Origin of the sequence: Streptomyces sp. NBC_00523, assembly GCF_036346615.1 — a bacterium.
Taxonomy (GTDB): Bacteria; Actinomycetota; Actinomycetes; order Streptomycetales; family Streptomycetaceae; genus Streptomyces.
This window is the reverse complement of record NZ_CP107836.1, coordinates 7,205,310-7,225,331: the sequence shown is the minus strand read 5'-3', so window position 1 is coordinate 7,225,331 and position 20,022 is coordinate 7,205,310. Positions and strand designations below refer to the sequence as shown.

Genomic DNA, 20,022 nt, shown 5'->3' with positions numbered 1-20,022 from the left:
GCTGGCTCTGGGGGCCGGTGGCATCACTGCCTGCAGCGACAACGATTCCGCCTCCAGCCCCACGGCCTCGTCGTCCGCCTCCCCGGGATCCGCCAAGGCGGCCGAAATGAAGCTGCACATGGTCGACAACGGGGGTCACCGTGTGGCCTTCTACGTCACGCAGGGCAACGGTTCCACCATCGTTCTGGACTCGGGCGGCGGGGAGTACTCCACGCAGTGGAAGGACATCGTCCCCAAGCTTCACGCGGCCACCGGTGCCACCGTCATCACGTATGACCGGGCCGGTCTGGGCAAGAGCGACGTGGTGCCCGGCGCGTGGAAGGTTCAGAGCGCCGTCAGCGACCTCAAGGCGGGACTCAAGCAAATGGGCATCGCCAAGGACGTGACCTTGGTATCTCACTCCCAGGCCGGAGAGATCGCGAACTACCTCGCCCAGGACAACCCGGAGATAATCTCCGGCGCGGTCCTGGTCGACGCCAATCTCCCGCAGTTCTTCACGGACGCGGAGATTCCCCGTCTCGTGGCCGGGACTCAGCCGGAGGTCGATGCGGCGAAGAAGGACCCCGAGAAGCCGGAGAACCGCCAGCTGATCTCCACAGCAGAGGGCTTCGCCGCAGCGCACAAGGCATTCCACAAGGTGACGTGGCCGACTTCGGTGCCGGCAACGGTCATGGTTTCGGAGAAGACTCCGTTCGCCGGGTCTCCTGAAGACGCCCAGCGCTGGCGCGACGCAGCCGCCTCGTTCGCCCGGCAGGCGCCGAACCGGACGCTCGTCACTGCCAAGGGCACTTCCCACGAGCTGCCGACGGACCGGCCCGACCTCGTACTCAAGGAGATCGAAGCGATGTTCGCCGCTCAACACTGATCTCTGGGACGCGATGTTCCCACAGGTCCGCAGTGGTCTCCTCTGCGAACAGAGAGCAATGCGCCTCATGAAGCTGCTGGTCATTGTTTGGTGCTGCGGGGATTCAAGATGCGCAAACTGTGGTCGCGCCCGCATAGCTCCGGTCAAGCCCGTCGGTCGGCGAGCGGCGGCCACCTCTCGCCAGTCCTGATGGACCTGAAGTGAATCGCTGGCAGATGATCTACACGACAGACAGCTGCCCACGATCAGCATGAGTGCCCCGGAAGGCTGTCACGCCAGCCCTTTGACCAGCGGCTTCAAGTTGGCTGAAGCTCATTGCAGCCCAACTTCGGCACCCCTCAGTAGCAGTGACCGTTGGGTCGTCACCCAGCTGACCGACACGACGGACGACGGACCGAATGAGACATTCTCCGTCTCCGGAATTGCCTCTCGTTTCGCGGCGCCGAGGACACTGTCCACATCGCATCGGCCCAGGTCCGGGCCTTCCTCATCGAGCAAGCTCCAGATAACGGACGCAAGCGGCACCTGGTCGTGGACACCAAGGGCCTGCCACTGTTCGTCATGGTCACCCCGGCCGACATGACCGACCGCAACGCGGCCAGCGAAGTGCTGTTCCGGCTGCGGCTGATGCACCCCGAGATCACCATCGTCTGGGCCGACTCCGCCTATGCCGGACAGCTCGTGACCTGGGCCAAGACCTACCTGGACCTGACCGATCAAGACCGTCAGCCGCCCGAAGAACGTCCCCGGGTTCGTCGTTCTGCCCCGACGTTGGGTCGTCGAACGCTCACACGCCTGGATCATGCACGCCCGCTGACACACGCGGGAATACGAACGGCTCATCCAGCACTCGGAATCGCTCATCACCTGGGCCGCGACAGCGCTCATGACCAGGCGAATCACCCGCAGAAGCTCTCGCAGAACCGGGCAGCCGGACGCTCGCGAAGCGCGACGGGACTGATCGGAACGGCGGTGACGGTCACCACCGCCACCCAGAAACCGCCCAATTCCTCGGGCCCTGGGCCGAATCCTCCCACCGCCACCGAAGCCTGTCAGTGGCGCCTTCGAGCCGGCTTGATCTTCAACACGGCCGGGTCGGATCGCACGGTGAGTGACGCTACCGCTTCGTGCGGCGGGGTGAGGCTTGCTGGATGTCCGCGCCGGAGCCGACGTGCCGCTTGGTCTCCTGGGGGCCGTGCCAGTCCAGGCACATCACTGTGGCGTCGTCTTCCAGGTGGCCGCCGGCCTCGTCCAGGACGGCGGTGCTCAGCGTCAGCACGGTCTCGCGAGGGTGCAGGTGGCGGGTGTCCTTCACAAGTGCGGACAGGTCCACCTTCTCCACGCCGCGTTCGAGCATGCCGTCGGTGAGCATGATCAGCCGGTCGCCGGGACGCAGGTCGAGCTGCTGGACTCGGTAAGAGTGGGAGATGGGCATGAGCAGTCCGAAGGGCTGGTCCGCTTCCAAGGCGATCTCCTCCACCTCTGCGTCGCGCACGCGCAGCGGCCGGGGGTGGCCTGCGTTGACCATCTCGGCTCGGCCGGTGTGGAGGTCGATGCGCACCAGTTGCCCGGTGGCGTGACCGTGTGGCCTGTGGTCGGCCAGGGCCTGATCGGCCTGGCGGGCCTGTTCCATGAGGTCGGTCCCTTGGCGGCGGGCGCCGCGCAGGGCCCCCACCAGGACCGTCGCCGACAGCGCGGCCTGAAGGTTGTGGCCCATGGTGTCGGTCAAGGACAGATGGAGGGTGTCACGGTCGAGGGTGTAGTCGAAGGTGTCGCCGCTGATGTCTTCGGAGGGCTCCAGACTTCCGCACAGCGCGAACTGCGCCGCCTCACAGGTGAGCGAGAGGGGCAGCAACTGGTGCTGGATCTCCGCGGCCAGGCTCAGGGGCCTGCTGCGCTTCCCCCAGGTGTAGAGGTCGGTGAAACGCTGGTTGGCGATCACGATGTAGGCCAGGATGTGCGCGGCCTCACCCGCCGCGTCGAGAACCTCCTGACCTGGGCCTGCCGGCAGCAGGAGTTCCAGCAGCCCGATGGCATCGCCGCGGTTGGTGACCGGAAAGATCACCCGCTCGCCCTCGTGGGTCGTCTCCTGGTATGGCCGCTGGGTGCGTACCACATGCTCGTAGACGCTGCCGAACAGGTCGATTTTGGCAGCGTGCCGCCCGGCCCCTGCCTTCGCCCGCGAGGCCGTGGACAGCGGCACCACCGCTTTCCCGGTCAGGTCCACGATGAGGAACGAGACCCGCGTGGCGCCGAAACGCCGCAGAAGGTCCTCGGCGACCACGTCGACCGCCTCCACCGGCGCCGCCGTCTCCGCTGCCGTCAGCAGCCGGGGAAGATCACCTTGCCCATCCACCACACACCGCTCCCATTGGTGACCCCCACTTACCAGAGTGAGGAGTACCACGGAGAGCGTCAACCGGGCACTGCCCACATCGCAGAACACGTCACTCACTGTCACCGTACCGGTTCACCGCAGGCGACCCACCGCCCATTCCTTGATCACAAAGGTCGGAGGTTGAGAAACAGGCACTGAGCTTGCCGTTTATCCACCGGCGTCGAACTGGGCTCGAACTCGTTCGGAGTTTCCCCAGTTCACCGGACGTGCGAGAGGCCGGGCCCCGATCCTGTGCTCAGGGGTTGATTCTGCACGGAGGCCGGGATCGTGGGACTGGTCGAGCACAGCGTCCACCGTGACGCTTTGACGAAGTTGTCGGAGTTCCGGTCGGAGCTGTACGCATGCCTGACGTCGCGGGCGGATGCCCTGTTCGACTTGTCTGATGCTCTGCTGTGCACCGACGGGCCGGTCCGCACCCTCGTGGACCTGGCGCTCGCGCCGGAACACCGACGCGGGCACGGGGCCTTGTACTCCGGAATCAACCGGGGCCGGATCGACGTCGCCCGGCTGCGGCGGGCCCTGGCTGGTGTGCCGTTGCCCCGGGCCGCCGACGGGCGCCTGGTGTTGGCGGTGGACGTGTCCCCGTGGCTGAGGCCGGACGCCGACACCTGCTCGGACCGCTCCTTCTGCCACACCTTCGGCCGGGGCCTGGGCAAGCACCAGATGGTCCCCGGCTGGCCTTACTCGATCGTGGCCGCGCTGGAGACAGGCCGGACCTCGTGGACCGCGCTGCTGGATGCGATCAGGCTGGAGCCCGGCGCCGACTTGGCCGCGGTGACCGCCGACCAGGTCCGCGACGTCATCGAGCGCCTTGTCGCGGCCACCCAGTGGCGGGACGGTGACCTGGACGTCCTGGTCGTGCTGGATGCCGGATACGACGCTCCTCGCATCGCCCACCTCCTCGCGGACCTGCCGGTCGAGGTGCTGGGCCGGCTTCGTTCGGACCGGGTGATGCGCAAGCCGGTCCCGGTGCCATGGATCTGCCCGCCGCAGGGCGGGCGCCCGCCCAAGCACGGCGGCGAGTTCGTCTTCGGCCGACCCGAGACCTGGGGCGAGGCGTCGGCGGTGACCGTGACCAACACCGACCGGTACGGCACGGCGACCGCGCAGGCGTGGGACAGGCTTCATCCCAGGCTGACCCGCCGGGCGGCGTGGCTCGACCACGAGGGGCCGCTGCCGATCATCGAAGGCACCGTCATCCGCCTGACGGTCGAGAAACTGCCCAGCGGCGGGGTGAACAAGCCCGTCTGGCTGTGGTGGTCGGGCACCGGTGCCACCACTGGCGACGTTGACCGGTGCTGGCAGGCGTTTCTGCGCCGCTTCGACGTGGAGCACACGTTCCGCCTCCTCAAGCAGACCCTCGGCTGGACCCGACCGAAGCTCCGGGACTCCCAGGCCGCCGACCGCTGGACCTGGATCGTCCTGGCCGCGCATGCTCAGCTCCGCCTTGCCCGCCCCCTCGCACGGGATCTGCGTCGGCCGTGGGAACGGCCGGCGGAACCGAACAGACTCACCCCCGCCCGGGTCCGCCGCGGGTTCAGGAACCTGCACGCGAAGACCGGCATACCAGCCGGTGCACCAAAACCCACCCGCCCCGGCCCCGGCCGCCCGCCCGGCTCGAAGAACCGGCGGCCCGCCACCCGCTACGAGGTCGGGCGGGTCCTCGCCACCGGCGAGTCCTACACCCGACCCGCACACCACAAGAAGGGGACGAAGCCCCGGCGGACGACCGACGATGGCCGTGGTCACTGCACGGAATAGGCTGCTCTGGTTGCGGTCGCAGCTGGATCTACAGGGGGGCTACTCATGGAGCACAGCTCTGAGCGGGAGAGCGCCGAAGGCTCGGCTTCTCGGCACACCCGGGACATGCAGGAAGAACGCCACTCCGTGCGCGAGGCACTGCGATCCGATCTGCCCGCCGCCCACCTGGGCTTGGGCGTGACCGTCATCGCTTTGATCGTGGTCGCCAGCTTCTCCGGCCCTCGATGGACCATGATCGTTGCTGGCGCCTTCGCAGCCTGGTTCCTTCTTGCGCTGGCAGTGATTCACATCGGCAGCGGCCGTGGTTGGGACGCCGTCCGACGGGCCTACATCGCCACGTTCGGCTGGGGCAACTGGATCTGAACGTCCGCAACTGCCCGCCCATCCACCGAAGCCGGACGATAAACGGCAAGCTGAGAGGTCGTTTTCACCCTATTTGCCTGCATATCAGCTGGTTCTTGAGGCGCCGGACGGTGGTGCGGGTGAGGCCGTGGGAATCGTCGGTGTCTGCGGGGCTCGCGGGGTTGCAGGTGGGGCGGAAGGCGACGTAATCCTGTTTCATCCCAAGGTGCCCGACCTTCGTAGTCGCATGCTTCCACTGCCGCTGCAGTGCGCCTGGGCGCATTCGGCTCGTGGCGGTACGCCGGAGGCATGCCGAAGCGACGCCCGTATCCGAGTGACCTGTCCGATGCGCGCTGGGAGTTGATCGAGCCGGTCCTGTCCGCGTGGCGTTTGGAGCGCCGACGCACGGCTCTGCACTTTGGCCGGCCGCCCGAGCATGACCTGCGCGACATCATGGACGCGATCTTGTATGTGGACCGCACCGGGGTCCAGTGGCGCTATCTCCCGCACGACTTCCCGCATTGGAACACGGTCTACGGCTACTTCGCCAAATGGGCCGATGAGGGTGTGTTCGCGCAGCTCAACGGCTTACTGCGGCAGCTGTTGAGGGAGAAGGAGGGCAGGGAGGGTGAACCATCCGCGTGTGTGATCGACGCCCAGAGCGTCAAGACCTCCACCAGCGTGCCGGCCTCGAGCCAGGGCATCGACGCCGGGAAAGAGATCGTCGGCAGGAAGCGGAGCATTGCCACCGACACGCTCGGACTCCTCCTCGCCGTGCTGGTGACCGCGGCCGGCGTGCAGGACTCCGTTGCCGGCACCCACCTCCTGGACCAGGTCGCCGCCGAACACCCGAGCATCGGCAAGGTCTGGGTCGACGGCGGCTACCGCCAGTACCTCGTCGAGCACGCCGCGACCCTCGGCATCGACATGGAGATCACCGCCCGCAAGTCCGGGACCAGGGGCTTCACCCCGATACCGAAACGGTGGGCGGTGGAGCGGACCTACGGCTGGCTCATGCTGAACCGCCGCCTGGCCCGCGACTACGAAACCCTGCCCACCCGCTCAGAAGCCCTGATCCACCTCGCCATGACCAGTCTCATGACCCGCCGCCTCACCGGCGAGAACACCATCTCCTGGCGCGACCCGAAGAAGACCACAGAACATCCCATCTCGGGATGAAACATTGGACGAAAACGACCTCTGAGTACAATCCATCGGCTCAGCATGGGAAGGAAGCAGTCGTGTTTGACCACGTCGTCGGGCTAAGCCCCGAGCAGGCCGCATGCTGGACCGCCATGGTCGAGGAGTCCCGACCAGTCCTGCAGAGCGACGGAATGGAAGCCGTCCAGACCTTCCTTGCCGAGCGCGGCATGAGCGTCATCCAGGCGATCGCAATCACCCGGGCACTACTGGGACATGCGGAAACACCACTCCAAGTCGCCATTGAGATCGTGACTACGAGCAAGGCTCGGCAGTAAGTTCAGAGCAGCCTGCATCAGGTGCCCGGCCCTACGGCCCGGCCCAGCGCAGGCCGGGCGCCTGCGCGAGAGCATCGACAACCTCCCGACCGCGTCGCCGAGGCCAAGCAACAGGGCTGGCTCGGCGACGCGGCGTGGAGGTGAGCCTCGCCACGGCGCACGAGAAGCTGGCCGCGATGAACCGCGTCACCCAACGGCACGACTCTGTCCAGCTCGGAATGCCCGACTTTCGGCCCAGCACCGGCCGCGAGGGCTGAACCATCCCGACCGCTACGAAGCCCGGCCCCGCGGCATCTAGTGCTGTGACCGGGATGGTTCACCGTGATCGGAGTGCGGCTCGTGGGACGAGCGCCGCGAAGCGGCTGGTATTACTGGGGCATGCAGGAAGAGACCGCACGCTCCGCGATCGACATGTTCATCTCCGCGTTCAACGCCTCGGACGACAGCTATGTGACTGCCCTGCTCTCCCAGGCCCTGACCTCAGACGTGGTCTTCTGGGGACCGTTGGGTCGCAGCGACGGAATCGCGGCGGTCGAGCGGTTCGTGCTGGACATCCGGCGCCACCCGGCGGGAACCGGCACGATGGTGCGCTGCTCAGCGGTGGACATGCCTGACGAATGGGCCCGGTACCAGTGGGTCTTCACCACACCTGACGGAGGCCCCCGGCTCGCGGGAACGGACGTCGTCCATCTGCGGCGGAGCCTCATCGACCAGATCATCGTCTTCGCGGGCGAGATCGAGCCGTCCGCCTCCTGAATCGTCCTCCCCGTCGCGACACCAACCCGGCGAACCGTCCCGGTCAGAGCACTAGCTAGGCGTTGAAGGAGCAGCACCAGCAGGAGGCCGGGGCACGGCAAGGACGAGCGATGCACTGAGTGCAGATGGTTGCCAAGGGCGGGCCATCTGACGGCGGCCGTCCAGGTGAGTACACCTGGCGGGATCGGCGTGGCCTCGCAAAGCAAATTCGAACATTCGCACTATTCAGGTATATCCACGTACGCCTTCCCCCAGGACCTGCGCGACGCGCAGCTCGCCCTCCATCGCACTCGTGCCGCCTACGACGAGTACGCCAAGAGCTTGCCGTGGTCGGCCGAGCTGCTCCCCGGCTGGGAGACAGATGCGCAGCCGCAGTCCGGGTACCGCTCCGCCAAGCCCGACAGCCCCGGTTACTCCCCTGAGCAGCGCGAGCAGGTCACGCGGTACCGGGCCGAGCTCCTGGAGCTGAGCGCGACCGTGTCGATGCACCCGTACTGGGCGCAGCTCGGCGAGGGCGTGGTCGCGGCGCGGATGGCGCTCAAGCATGCCCACGAAGAGCAGTCCGGTACCGAAGCGGGCTGACGTTGAGCATGTCCACCTCGCGGAGAGTGCGGCCAGCGTCCTGACCTGGATGTTTCGAGGCGGACGGCATCATGCCGGGCCACCGGGCTTGCCGCGGCGAACTCTCACTACTGAAGACCAATTGATTGGCCGGATTCTTGTGAAGGCCGGCTATGAGGCGCCGATCTGCGGTTTCGTGGCCGCCCTGCCCGTGGCCGTCATGACTTACCGTCACCACCGAATGTGAGACAGAGCCGAACGGTTTGCCGTCCCCTGCCTCGCCGAGACCAGCCTGACCATCCGACCCGCGCCTGGGTACCCCGCGACTCCACGAATTCAACCTCAGTAACGGGGGCCGCGTAACAGCCGTTCAGTATGCGCTTCTGCGGAACCGGCGGGTGAGCAGTAGGTACAGCATGGCGAGCGCGGCTACGGCCTGGGCAACTGCGGCGGTCTGCTTCTCCTCGTACCAGAGGGGTTCGTACATGTCCGGGATCGGTCCCAGCTCGCCGACGTTCACGTAGCGGTAGACGAGTAGCAGCGCGAGTCCGCCGGTCGCAACCGCCGCGGCGAAGAGGTCCCCCGGCAGCCGGCGCCAGAACAGGACGAGCAGTGCGGCAAGGGCCGCGAGGGACGCCTCAAGGCGGAAGAGGGTGCCCTGGCTTATGTCTGATGTGATGGTGTCGAAGCGGTCGGCCAGGTGCGCGTGAAGGTAGGCGTCCACGGCGAGACCGGCTGTGGCGAGTACCCGTGCGGCAGCCCTCACGAAACGGCCGCCACCACCTCGGTGTGTGGGCGGGTCGGACGGCTGTGTGGTCATGGCGGGTCTCCATTCACGCCGCGGGTGGCGCGACGGCCGAGGGCTCACTTGGCGGTGAGCATGCCCTTCATGAACGGGTGGATCGTGCAGGTGTAGGGGAAATCGCCCGACCGCACCGGTGCCGTGATGATGACGCTCTTGCCGGGGGCGATGTCTCCGGTGTCGAAGAGGCTCCCCTTGGACGCTGTCAGAGTGTGCGTGGTGGTGTCGCTATTGATGACGGTGACCTTCGACCCGGGCGGGACGGTCAGAGAGGCCGGCCGGAACTTGAAGTCCTTGATCGTGATCTTCGCTCCGCCGCCGTTCGTGGCCGCACTGGTGGCCGACTCGGTCGGTCGGTCGCCGCCTTCCCCTCCCCCGTTCGAGCATCCGGCGGAGGCTGCCAGGACGAGGACGCAGACGGTGGCCGCGATGAACCGGGCCGCGCCGGCAGGAAGGGAGCGGGGCATGGAGTCTCCAAGCGGTTCTTGGCCGGACGGGACGGAGGTCAGTAGCCGCTATCGTTCGTCCGGGGCTTGGTAGTGATCTTCTTGCCGTCGGGACCGACGACGAACCACTTGGCGCCGAAAGCGTCCACGTCCTGCCCGTTGGTGTCACCGGCCTTCTGGTCGTCGGCGAACCGGTACAGCGGATGCCCGTTGTACGTCACCTGCTTGGAGGCGTCGTCCCGCTTGGTGGTCTTGAGCAGGTCCTTCTTCAGCCCGTCACCGGCGGTCGGGGCCGTCTTCGCGATGAAGGGTGGCCATGCCTTGGCGCAGTCGCCCTTGCACTGCGACTTGTTCTTCGTGTCCTTTTCGAAGAGGTAGAGCGTCCTGCCCTTCTGGTCGACCAGCATCTTGCCGTAGGTGCCGTTCTTGACGTCGACCGCGGGATCGGCCGACGAGCTCGCCGCCGGCACCACGCCAGTATCGACCTTGTCCGCGGCGTCATGGGTCTTCGCGGCACTGACACCGGCTTCACCGCGGTCGTCCGAACACCCGGCCGCCGCAGTGGTGATCAGCAGGGCGGAAGCAAACGTGGCAACAGTCCTGATGTGCCGCTTCACGAGGTTCTCCATGATCGTCTGCTGCTTCGTGAGCAGCCCGCGGTCCGCCGAACGGGGCCGCTCGTTCCAGTGCACATCCGGTCGCACGGACCGACCATCCGACCGCGTCCGTTCGGAGTGCGGCAGCGTCCGCAGGTGCCCTCCATTACCCCAGTCCAGGCCCAGTTCACCGCTCAGCGCGATCCAGAACCGGCATCCGCCACACTGCTCGTCGAACGCCGGCCTGCTGCTTGCCTGCGCAGCCGGAACTGGCGACGGAGCCGCTGCAGGGCTCGTGAGTCGGCATCACAACGTGGAGATCGCCCAGGGCGAAGTGCAGGATGGCTGACCGGGCGGCGGCCGCAGCTCGACCGCCGCCGCGTTCTGCTCGCCCTCCTCCACGCCGCCGCACTCTCAGCCATCCGTAATCGGGGCTTCGGACGGCCTGGCCTCGTTCCCCGCCGAGCTCGTCCACGCGTACACCCGCAACACAGCCTCGCCGCCCGGACCGGCGTGTCCCAGAACGCCGGCCTCGTGCTTCTGACCGAGCAGGCATGGCGGAAACCGGGAGTCGGACCTGCCGGCCCGTCGTGTCTGCCCGGTCCCGGGCCCGCCGCGCGTTCAATGAACGCATGACCCTTGATCGGCCGATGTACCGCGTCAAGCGGCGGCTTCTCGGAAAGCCGCTCACCACGGAAAGTGCCGGTGAGGAAAAGCTCGGGAACCGGACGGCGCTCGGTGTACTCGCCTCCGACTGCATCAGTTCGTCGGCGTACGGCTCCGAGGAGATGCTCCGGGTTCTGGTACCGGTGGTCGGAACAGCGGCCTTCACGCTGGTTATGCCGGTGACCGGTGCGATTCTGCTGGTGCTGCTCCTTCTGACGCTCTCCTACAGCGATGTCGTCACGATCTACACCCGGGCCGGGGGCTCTTATGTGGTGGCCCGGGAGAACTTCGGGCCGAACGTCGCTCAGGTCGCCGCCGTGGCGCTGCTGGTCGACTACGTGGTCACGGTCGCCGTCCAGGTATCGGCCGGCACGAATGCGCTGATCTCGCTCGCCCATCTGGCCGGCAACGGCTGGACGGGGCTGGACCATCTGCAGTTGCCGGTCTCCGTAGTGGTGATCGCGCTGCTCGCGTACGGCAACCTGCGCGGGGTCCGCGAGGCGGGCCGGATGTTCGCCCTGCCCGCGTACCTCTTCATCGCCGCGATGGGCCTGGTCTTCCTCGTCGCGGCGGTGCGGGCGCTGACGGGCGGGCTGCCGCACGCCGACCTGCGTGCTCCCGGGGTGGTTCCGCCGGGGACTCCCGGCGACGGCTGGCTCTACGGTGCGTCGCTGTTCATCGTGCTGCGTTCCTTCGCCAACGGCGGCTCGTCCCTCACCGGGATCGAAGCGATCTCGAACGGTATCTCCGCCTTCCGTGAACCACAGGGCAGAAACGCCCGGCACACCCTCATCGCCATGAGCTGCGTGCTCGCGTTCCTGGTCCTGGGCGTCTCCACGCTCGCGCATTTCACCCACGCCGTCCCGTACACTGACGGAACCCCGACCGTCATCGCTCAGGAGGCACGGCTCGCCTTCGGAAGCGGGACGCTCGGCACCATGGGGTTGGTCCTCGTCCAGCTCGCGACCGCTCTCATCCTCTACACCGGTGCCAACACCCCCTTCACCGGGTTCCCGTTCCTGGCCAGCTTCGTCGCACAGGACCGGTTCCTGCCACGGGTGCTCACCCGGCGCGGGCACCGGCTGGCCTTCTCCAACGGCATCGTCACCCTGGCCGCTCTCTCGCTGGCCCTGCTGCTCGTCACGGGCGCCAGCGTCGACAAGCTCGTTGCCCTCTACGCGATCGGCGTGTTCACCGCCTTCACCATGGCCGGGGCCGGCCTCACCGCCTATCACCTGCGCAGGCGAGGGCGCCTGCGCCGGGTGAAGATCACGGTCAACGCGCTCGCGGCGGTCGTCTCCGCCGCCGTCGTACTGATCTTCGCCGTCACGAAATTCACCGAAGGCGCTTGGCTGGTGGTCGTGGTCTTCCCGCTCGGGGTCTGGGTACTGATTCGGATCAACCGCGAGTACCGGCGCGAAGCCGCCGCCCTGGAGCGACTGCCCACGGGTGCGGACCGGCCGCGTACGCGCAGCCACCAGGTGTTCGTCCTCGTCGAGACGCTTGACCTGGCCTCGCTGAAAGCCTTGCGGTACGCCCACGAGCTGCGGCCGGACACCGTCCGGGCCATCCACTTCTCCATCGACGACGCACACGCACGCCGGCTGTCGGCCCTCTGGGCATCGACGTCCGCGACCTCGGTCGAACTGGAACTGGTGGCCTGCCCCGACCGACGGCTGCGTCACGCGATGCGGAAACTCGCCGTCCGGACCACAAAGGACGGAAACACGTCCCTGACGGTGCTCGTGCCCCGGCGGATGTACGCCAACGCCCTCGGCAAACTCCTCCACCGGGGCACCGGCGAGAAAATGGCGAAGACGCTGGAGCAACTGCCGCACGTCGCGGTCACGATTCTGCCGTTCAACGCATCGCATGCCATGCGCGTACAGGCATGCGCCCGGGCGCATGGCAGGCGACGGTGGCTGTCGAGTGAGGGGGTGTACTTAGAGTCCGTGAACGCGCGTATCCGGCGGGCGGTCAAGGCCCGCGGACACTTCCCCAACGAGACCGCCGCCCTGAAGTGCGCCTACACGGCGATCACGTCGCTCGACCCCACCGGCCGTGGTCAGGCCCGCTGGACCATGCGCTGGAAGACAGCCCTGAACGCCTTCGACATCACCTTCGACGGCCGACTCTCCGCCGCCCGTCAGTGGCCCCAACCACCCTCGTTACACCGTTCGATTGACAGACCCCACTCTCGCGAGGCTCGCCCACGCTTTCTGGCTGTGGTTCGCGCCGACGAACACGCTCACTTCCCCCGTCCGCACCGGTCGGGCTGATCCCGCGTCTCGCGAAGAGATCCAGCGCCTGTTCATCACCCTCATCAATCCAGCCCGGATATGCATGCGAAGGGCTACCAGGGCTTCGGGGTGGTATCCCTGATGCCGTGGTCCCGCAGCCAGTCGGTGAGGGAGGAGCTGAAGGAAGCGTGGGCCTCCTCGAGCGGGTGTTGCATATCCCCGGTCGGGAATCGGCCGATGATGTCCGTATAGAACGATGTTCGCGAGTTCGTCACCGAACCGCCGTAGACGGTTGCCGGGTCCAGGCCGCTGAGAAGCCTTCGAGTCTGCTCGTCCTGCCGGAATCGCAGAACGTCCCATGCGAAGACGTACTTGCCCTGAACGCCTCTGGAGCGCAGGTATCCGTCGAGCATGAGCCAGTCCAGCGCGAAGTTGGTCATGGCCCCTTGAGCGCTCCACAGGTGCCGGTAGTAGGCCTCGGAGAGTTGGTCCTCGATCTGGATCCGCCATCTGCTCAAACGGTGCCAGCGCAACTCGTCGGGGAGGTTCGGTCGGTAGCCGTGCCCTTTGTCCCGCCGCCGCGTGAAGCACTCGTGACGGGAGAGGCCGGTCCACATACAGATCACCAAAACTTCCTCGACGGACACCCGGTGTTCTGCGGCCAGGCGGTCTAGTTGGCCAACGGTGGTGCGAACGACCCGCCGGTTCGAGCCTCCGTCGCAGCCCAGGTTGACCCAAGGCACATCCAGTGCATTGGCTACGAGGGTCGGCCACGCATCCTGTGCCCGCCCCAGTTCTGCTCCACGGGTGTAGCTGCACCCGTTGGCGACGAGAAGGCGGACGGGGTGAGACGTCAGGGGGGTCAATGGACGCGCACTCCTTCCCTGTCGCCGAAGGCTTTGGCTTCCCGCCAGGTATTCACCAGTGGCTCCCCACGGGAGTTCAGACTCGTGTTGAGGAGGACGGGGCAGCCTGACGCGTCCTCCCATTGCCGGAGCAGTTCGTACAGGACCGGATGCTCGCTCTGGGAGACGCTTTGGACCCGGCTGCTGCCGTCTACGTGCACAACGGCGGGAAATGCTTCTGGTCTGTGGCACCGAGCGGTGAACTGCATGTACGGGGTGCTCGGCACGGGGACGTCGAAGTAGTCGTGGAGCAGCTCCTCGCGGATCATGGGCGCGAACGGCCGGAACTTCTCACGCCCCTTCACCCCGTTGACGCGGTCCTTCATGTCCGCCGACCGGGGGTCGGCGAGGAGAGACCGGTTACCCAGCGCTCGCGGCCCGAATTCCGCAGGGCCGTTGGCGACGGCAGCCATGCCATCCGTCCTCAGACTGCTCACCACCGCCGGGATGTCAAGGTCACGCTGGATAGATGTTCCCAGGTATGGCCCGCTCCATCGCAACGGCTTCCGCAGATGGGCGGCGGCGGCGCCGAGGCTCGAACCGGCATCCCCTGGGTTGGGGAAGATCCACAGGCGGGAGAAGCCGGCTTCGCGGGCGATGGCGGAGTTGGCGACGCAGTTCAGCGCCACACCGCCCATGAGGATCAGGTTGGGAGCACCGATTTCCTTGCGCGCCCAGGACGCGGCCTCGACGAGCACCCTCTCGGTTACTACTTGCATGCTGGCAGCGAGGTCCTCGGGGCGCGCGTCGGGTAGCCACCCTCCGATGCCCCGGTGGACGTTAGACGTCAGCGAGTAGCCCGGCGTGTCCAGGGATATCCATGTGTCGAGGATGTCATCGGCGTAGCGAGGCCGCCCATAGGCGGCCATGCCCATGAGTATGTACTCGTCCTCGTTGGGCTTGAAACCGCACCGTCGGGTGAAGGCGCTGTACAGCAGCCCGAGACTGTGCGGATAGCGGCGCCGGTAGCGAAGTTTAAGGCCTGATTCCGGGGAGTAGGAGAAGACGGTGAAGCAATCGAACTCCCCTATGGCGTCGGCGACGATGACGGCTGCAGAGTCGAATCCGCTTGTGGCGATTCCGGCCCAGGCGTGCGCTTCGTGATGCCTCACGTAGGAGACGGGCGTCCTGTGTGGCAGGCCGATCGACCGCAGATACCGACTGGGTAGGTCGGAATTCGACAGCGCGTGATGCCATTGACCCGCTCGCATGTGTCGCAGTTTCTTAAGCAACGGGCGTTCGTACCAGACAACCTCGTCCGGCGCGCCGAAAGTTCTGGCTTCTCGGATCAGCTCGGGATGGAGTAAAGCATCGTTCTTGATCCGGGAATAGCGTTCTGAATGCGCTGCGAAAACAAATTTCTCATCCTGCACAACGGCCAGGGACGCGTCGTGGGAAAGTGCAGATACCCCCCATGTGATCACAGCATCGGCCGATTCACTTGTACATGAACGGATCGGTGCGCCGCAGGCGCCATCGTTTGACCGTCCACGCCACTCGATGAAATAAGGAGCGCACAGTTCTGATCATGATCCCCCAGTCCTGGCCGGCCGAGTTCGCGTTCGAGTACAGCACGGATCTAGCAGCGGGACAAGACCGGCTGAAGTGCACGGTCTGGACCGGTCGGCCGGATATGTCTATGGTCCCGACCATGATTCCTGCCGCAGACCAGTCGCCGCGTCTACGATCGGAGGGCCCCGTTCCGGAAGTCGGGGCGCCGGAGAGTACCGCCGAGATCTCACTCGCGAAGTCTGATGCGCGCCAGTATCACGCCTCACCGGATGACTGGCGCAAAGAGATCCTCTATTCCATTGTCGTGGACCGCTTCCAGACCGATACACCAGCGACTGTTGAGGGAGATCCGGGCGATGGTCGTTCACGGCACGGAGGAAATCTCCGAGGGCTCTCAAAACGACTCGACTACATTCGCGATCTTGGTGGCACGGCGATTCATCTCACTCCAGTCGTACTCAACGGCCCCGGCTCATATCATGGATATGCGCCCCGACATTTCATGGCAGTGGATCCTCGGCTCGGCACCATGGAGGATTTCCGGCAGGTTGTTTCCGGAGCCCACGACCGCGGCATCCGTGTCGTGCTCGACCTCGTACTGAACCACGCCGGTCCTGTGTTCGAGTATTCCGACGGGAGTAATCTCTGGAGGGGCAGGGGGGAGGCTGCAAGCATTCGTGACAACGAGATCTGGATCCGTCCGCTTGAACTTGCCTCGCCACAACACTTCTCGCGGCACGGCGTCATTGACGATTGGAACGACACCGAGCAGGAGACTCTGGGGGATTTCCCACCGGACTATCGCAGACTCGCGACGGAGAACCCGGATACGCAGCGCATCCTTCAGTCCATCGCGTGCTGGTGGATCCGGGAGTCCGATATCGATGGAATCCGTCTTGATGCGGTCCGACACATGGACCGCTCCTTTGTGGCGAGACTGTGTGACACCGTCAGGAATTATGCCGATCGCCTGGGGAAGAACAACTTCCTGATCATCGGGGAGCACGCAAGCGACGACGACACGTTGATTGCTTCATGCTTCGACTCCGGAATGGGCGCCGTCTATAACTACGGTGAATACCGACGCCAGAGTTGGGCTCTCCACGGCCAGGCACCCGCGAGAGAACTGGAGGAGAGCTTCGATATCGCGTCGAAGGCATTCAGCCGCGATCACGGATTCACGATCAGATTCATCGACAACCATGACGTCTACCGATTCCTCCGGGACGCCGAGCCTGTGGGGCGCCTCCGGGTAGCCCTCGCCCATCTGATCCTCTCGATCGGCATCCCCATGCTCTACTACGGAACCGAGCAGGGATTCCGCCAATCTACACAGCGGCTGGAACCTGAGCATCTTCAGGATCCTGCTGATCCGGGGAACAGAGAGGATATGTTCCCCGAGGGAAGGTTCACGTCGCCCAGCTCCTATGGCGACAGGTTCGACAGATCCTCGCCGATCTTTCGGTGGACCAGGCGGCTCATCGAGCTTCGCCGACGGCATACGGCGCTGCACCTCGGGGAAGAGAAGATCCTGTTCTCGGAACTCGACCGACCAGGAATCTACGCCTTCGTTCGCCACCGCGATGGCGAACGTGTTCTGGTCGTGCTGAATACCAGCTCTCGCCCGCTCACCCGCGAGCTGCCCGTCCACGCGCTTTTCGAACCAGATGCCCCCATCAGCCACAACCACCTTCCCTGGAACCTCTCCCTGCAGGACCTTCTCTACTTTCGCGCAGCGATCTCGGTACGCCGGGCGCCTGGTGGACAGCTCGTCGCGGATGTCACGCTCCCGGCGCTCGGAGTTGGCGTTTTTGGCCCCTCAGCGTGAGGGCGAGGCACCCAAGACGGAGGCTCGGAAGACGCCTCCCTTGGGGAAGTCCAACTTGTGAACCTTCCCCTTGATCGTGGGCACCTGGAGACTGGGACTTGAGGTTCCAGAGGAAGTAGCACCAGGTGGGAAGCACGTACACGAAGCGGTACACCGAGGAGTTCAAGCGGGACGCGATCGCGATCGTCGACTCCTCGGGCAAGACGGTCACCGCGGTGGCCCGGGAGCTCGGCATCAGCTCGGAGTCTTTGCGCGGCTGATGCCGCCAGGCGAAGGCCGACCGTGGCGAGGGCCCCCGGGAGTGCTCACGACTGCTGAGCGTGAGGAGCTCATGCGGCTGCGCCGGCAGAACGCCGAGCAGGCCAAGACGATCGAGGTGCTGCGAAAAGCCGCGGTCTTCTTCGCGAAGGAAAGCGATCGGTGAACGCAACGTATGCGTTCACCGAGACGGAGAAGACCACCCACCGCGTCGCTTTCCTCTGCCGCCTGCTGCAGGTGGCCCCTTCCTCGTTCTATGGCTGGCTCGCCGCGGCGCAGACCCGCTCGGCCCGCCAGGCCGCCGACCAGGCCCTGGTGCACGAGATCACCGTGGTCCACGTCGGCTCGCGCCAGACCTACGGCGTCCCGCGCGTCCATGCTGAACTGCGGCGTCTGGGACGGCGGGTGAACCGCAAACGGGTCGCCCGCCTCATGCACGAGCACGGCATCCAGGGTGTCACCCGCCGCAGGCGCCGCTCGCTGACCAGGCCGGACAAGAAGGCCAGGCCGGCCCCGGACCTGATCGGCCGCGACTTCCACGCCGAGATGCCCGGCACGAAGCTGGTCGGCGACATCACCGCGCTGCCGACCGCCGAGGGCTGGCTCTACCTCGGTTGCTGGCTGGACCTGGCCACCCGCGAGGTCGTTGGGTACTCAATGGCTGGCTCGCCGCGGCGCAGACCCGCTCGGCCCGCCAGGCCGCCGACCAGGCCCTGGTGCACGAGATCACCGTGGTCCACGTCGGCTCGCGCCAGACCTACGGCGTCCCGCGCGTCCATGCTGAACTGCGGCGTCTGGGACGGCGGGTGAACCGCAAACGGGTCGCCCGCCTCATGCACGAGCACGGCATCCAGGGTGTCACCCGCCGCAGGCGCCGCTCGCTGACCAGGCCGGACAAGAAGGCCAGGCCGGCCCCGGACCTGATCGGCCGCGACTTCCACGCCGAGATGCCCGGCACGAAGCTGGTCGGCGACATCACCGCGCTGCCGACCGCCGAGGGCTGGCTCTACCTCGGTTGCTGGCTGGACCTGGCCACCCGCGAGGTCGTTGGGTACTCAATGGCCGACCACCACCGCACCGACCTCGTCGTGGACGCCCTGGACATGGCCCGCGGCCGCGGTGGACTGCAGACCGGCTGCGTGATCCACAGCGATCGTGGCAGCGAATACACCTCGACCCGATTCCGCGCTCGGATACGGAAGTTCGGTCTTCGTCAAAGCTGCGGGCGCACCGGATCATGCTTCGATAACGCCGCCACAGAGAGCTTCCGGGCCCTGCTCAAAGAAGAGATCGGCACCCGTGCCTGGCCCGACCGGGCCACTGCACGCGCCGACGTCTTCGACTTCATCGAGGCGTTCTACAACCGCCGCCGTCTACGCAGACACAAGGTCTTCGGCTACCTCACCCCGGCCGAGACCAGGCAGCGGCACCGACACGCCCTCGCGGCATAACCATCGAGTGTCCAAGATCACGGGGAAGCTTCATCGACTCCACGGGCAAGACGGTCACCGCCGTCGCCCGGGAGCTCGGCATCAGCTCGGAGTCCCTGCGCGGCTGGTACCGCCAGGCCAAGGCCGACCGTGGCGAGGGCGCCCCGGGAGAACTCACGACCGCCGAGCGCGAGGAGCTCAAGCGCCTGCGTCGGCAGAACGCCGAGCAGGCCAAGACGATCGAGGTCCTGCGAAAAGCCGCGGTCTTCTTCGCGAAGGAGAGCGATCGGTGAACGACACGTACGCGTTCATCGAGGCGGAGAAGACCACCCACGGCGTCGCTTTCCTCTGCCGCCTGCTCAAGGTGGCCCGTTCCTCGTTCTATGCCTGGCTCGCCGCGGCAAAGCCCCGGGCCGCCCGCCGGGCCGCCGACCAGGCCCTGGTGCACGAGATCACCGTGATCCACGTCGGCTCGCGCCAGACTTATGGCGTCCCGCGCGTCCATGCCGAACTGCGGCGTCTGGGACGGGCAGTGAACCGTAAGCGGGTCGCCCGTCTCATGCGCGAGCACGACATCCAGGGCGTGACCCGCCGCAAGCGCCGTTCGCTGACACGAGCGGACAGGAAGGCCAGGCCGGCACCGGACCTGATCGGCCGCGAATTCCACGCCGAGACGCCCGGCACGAAACTGGTCGGCGACATCACCGCCCTGCCCACCGGCGAGGGTTGGCTCTACCTCGCCTGCTGGCTCGACCTGGCCACCCGCGAGGTCGTCGGTTACTCGATGGCCGATCACCACCGGGCCGATCTCGTCGTCGATGCACTCGGCATGGCCCACGGCCGCGGTGGACTGCAACCCGGCTGCGTGATCCACAGCGACCGCGGCAGCGAGTACACCTCGACCCGATTCCAGAACCGAATAAGGGAGTTGGAACTCCGCCAGAGCTGCGGACGCACCGGGTCCTGCTTCGACAACGCCGCCGCGGAGAGTTTCTGGGCCCTGCTCAAAGAAGAGATCGGCACCCGCGTCTGGCCTGACCGGGCCACCGCCCGTGCCGACGTTTTCGATTTCATCGAGACGTTCTACAACCGGCGCCGACTGCGCAGACACAAGTTCTTCGGCTACCTCACCCCGGCCGAGACCCGCCAACGGCACCGACACACCCTCGCGGCATAGC

19 protein-coding genes and 4 pseudogenes are annotated in these 20,022 nt (G+C 66.4%); 17 read left to right on the top strand and 6 right to left on the bottom strand.

Going from position 1 to position 20,022, the window contains the following annotated elements; genetic code table 11:
- Positions 1–106 precede the first annotated feature (106 nt).
- Positions 107–865: an alpha/beta fold hydrolase gene (locus tag OHS17_RS32585; RefSeq protein WP_330315105.1), complete on the top strand. Its 759-nt coding sequence runs from the start codon at positions 107–109 to the stop codon at positions 863–865.
- 561 nt (positions 866–1,426) lie between these two features.
- Positions 1,427–1,600, top strand: a pseudogene (locus tag OHS17_RS33955) (hypothetical protein); the annotation flags it as partial.
- Between the two features lie 382 nt (positions 1,601–1,982).
- Here the strand turns inward: OHS17_RS33955 and OHS17_RS32575 are convergent.
- Complete coding sequence (locus OHS17_RS32575; RefSeq protein ID WP_330315104.1) at positions 1,983–3,224, bottom strand: PP2C family protein-serine/threonine phosphatase; 1,242 nt, start codon at positions 3,222–3,224, stop codon at positions 1,983–1,985.
- Positions 3,225–3,530: 306 nt separating this feature from the next.
- Here OHS17_RS32575 and OHS17_RS32570 point away from each other — a divergent pair, with 306 nt between their 5' ends.
- The 6 genes from OHS17_RS32570 to OHS17_RS32545 all read left to right on the top strand — a co-directional run bounded on the left by OHS17_RS32570 (position 3,531) and on the right by OHS17_RS32545 (position 8,182).
- Positions 3,531–5,024: an NF041680 family putative transposase gene (locus tag OHS17_RS32570; protein WP_330315103.1), complete on the top strand. Its 1,494-nt coding sequence runs from the start codon at positions 3,531–3,533 to the stop codon at positions 5,022–5,024.
- A 45-nt stretch (positions 5,025–5,069) separates the two neighbouring features.
- Complete coding sequence (locus OHS17_RS32565; RefSeq protein ID WP_330315102.1) at positions 5,070–5,387, top strand: hypothetical protein; 318 nt, start codon at positions 5,070–5,072, stop codon at positions 5,385–5,387.
- Between the two features lie 288 nt (positions 5,388–5,675).
- On the top strand, positions 5,676–6,545 hold the full coding sequence (locus OHS17_RS32560; RefSeq protein ID WP_330315101.1) for an IS5 family transposase: 870 nt from the start codon (positions 5,676–5,678) through the stop codon (positions 6,543–6,545).
- A gap of 62 nt (positions 6,546–6,607) precedes the next feature.
- A complete protein-coding gene (locus OHS17_RS32555; RefSeq protein ID WP_266540243.1) occupies positions 6,608–6,844 on the top strand; it encodes a hypothetical protein in 237 nt (78 codons plus the stop codon).
- A 378-nt stretch (positions 6,845–7,222) separates the two neighbouring features.
- Positions 7,223–7,600 carry a nuclear transport factor 2 family protein gene (locus OHS17_RS32550; RefSeq protein ID WP_330315100.1) on the top strand — a complete coding sequence of 126 codons (378 nt, stop codon included), beginning with the start codon at positions 7,223–7,225 and terminating at the stop codon, positions 7,598–7,600.
- Positions 7,601–7,789: 189 nt separating this feature from the next.
- Entirely contained in the window at positions 7,790–8,182 is a 393-nt protein-coding gene (locus tag OHS17_RS32545; RefSeq protein WP_330315099.1) for a hypothetical protein, read from the top strand.
- A gap of 349 nt (positions 8,183–8,531) precedes the next feature.
- Here the strand turns inward: OHS17_RS32545 and OHS17_RS32540 are convergent, their stop codons facing one another.
- From OHS17_RS32540 to OHS17_RS32530, 3 genes are read right to left on the bottom strand one after another with little or no spacing between them, the layout of a single operon-like run.
- Positions 8,532–8,981, bottom strand: a complete 450-nt coding sequence (locus tag OHS17_RS32540) for a hypothetical protein (RefSeq protein ID WP_330315098.1) — start codon at positions 8,979–8,981, stop codon at positions 8,532–8,534.
- 44 nt (positions 8,982–9,025) lie between these two features.
- Entirely contained in the window at positions 9,026–9,430 is a 405-nt protein-coding gene (locus tag OHS17_RS32535) for a cupredoxin domain-containing protein (protein WP_330315097.1), read from the bottom strand.
- Between the two features lie 38 nt (positions 9,431–9,468).
- Positions 9,469–10,113, bottom strand: a complete 645-nt coding sequence (locus OHS17_RS32530; protein ID WP_330315096.1) for a COG4315 family predicted lipoprotein — start codon at positions 10,111–10,113, stop codon at positions 9,469–9,471.
- A gap of 524 nt (positions 10,114–10,637) precedes the next feature.
- Here OHS17_RS32530 and OHS17_RS32525 point away from each other — a divergent pair.
- Positions 10,638–12,554, top strand: a pseudogene (locus OHS17_RS32525) (APC family permease); the annotation flags it as partial.
- A pseudogene (locus OHS17_RS33950) lies at positions 12,549–12,824 on the top strand (transposase); the annotation flags it as partial. The pseudogenes OHS17_RS32525 and OHS17_RS33950, both read left to right, overlap by 6 nt.
- Before the next feature lie 200 nt (positions 12,825–13,024).
- Here the strand turns inward: OHS17_RS33950 and OHS17_RS32515 are convergent.
- Positions 13,025–13,777 (bottom strand): DUF6071 family protein, encoded by a 753-nt coding sequence (locus OHS17_RS32515; RefSeq protein WP_330315095.1) that lies wholly within the window; start codon positions 13,775–13,777, stop codon positions 13,025–13,027.
- Positions 13,774–15,189, bottom strand: a complete 1,416-nt coding sequence (locus OHS17_RS32510; protein ID WP_330315094.1) for a carbamoyltransferase C-terminal domain-containing protein — start codon at positions 15,187–15,189, stop codon at positions 13,774–13,776. Before OHS17_RS32510 ends, OHS17_RS32515 begins: the two co-directional genes overlap by 4 nt.
- Positions 15,190–15,344: 155 nt before the next feature.
- Here OHS17_RS32510 and OHS17_RS32505 point away from each other — a divergent pair, with 155 nt between their 5' ends.
- The 7 genes and pseudogenes from OHS17_RS32505 to OHS17_RS32480 all read left to right on the top strand — a co-directional run bounded on the left by OHS17_RS32505 (position 15,345) and on the right by OHS17_RS32480 (position 20,021).
- Complete coding sequence (locus OHS17_RS32505; protein ID WP_330315093.1) at positions 15,345–17,156, top strand: alpha-amylase family glycosyl hydrolase; 1,812 nt, start codon at positions 15,345–15,347, stop codon at positions 17,154–17,156.
- 125 nt (positions 17,157–17,281) lie between these two features.
- A complete protein-coding gene (locus tag OHS17_RS32500) occupies positions 17,282–17,416 on the top strand; it encodes a transposase (RefSeq protein WP_330315092.1) in 135 nt (44 codons plus the stop codon).
- A gap of 41 nt (positions 17,417–17,457) precedes the next feature.
- Positions 17,458–17,580: a hypothetical protein gene (locus OHS17_RS32495; protein WP_330315091.1), complete on the top strand. Its 123-nt coding sequence runs from the start codon at positions 17,458–17,460 to the stop codon at positions 17,578–17,580.
- Positions 17,577–18,224, top strand: coding sequence for an IS3 family transposase (locus OHS17_RS32490; protein ID WP_330315090.1), 648 nt, complete (start codon positions 17,577–17,579; stop codon positions 18,222–18,224). The genes OHS17_RS32495 and OHS17_RS32490 overlap by 4 nt, the downstream gene beginning before the upstream one ends.
- A complete protein-coding gene (locus OHS17_RS32485) occupies positions 18,131–18,865 on the top strand; it encodes an IS3 family transposase (protein ID WP_330315089.1) in 735 nt (244 codons plus the stop codon). The genes OHS17_RS32490 and OHS17_RS32485 overlap by 94 nt, the downstream gene beginning before the upstream one ends.
- A pseudogene (locus OHS17_RS33945) lies at positions 18,862–19,056 on the top strand (transposase); the annotation flags it as partial. The gene OHS17_RS32485 and the pseudogene OHS17_RS33945, both read left to right, overlap by 4 nt.
- Entirely contained in the window at positions 18,969–20,021 is a 1,053-nt protein-coding gene (locus OHS17_RS32480; RefSeq protein ID WP_443066179.1) for an IS3 family transposase, read from the top strand. The pseudogene OHS17_RS33945 and the gene OHS17_RS32480, both read left to right, overlap by 88 nt.
- Position 20,022: the final 1 nt, after the last annotated feature.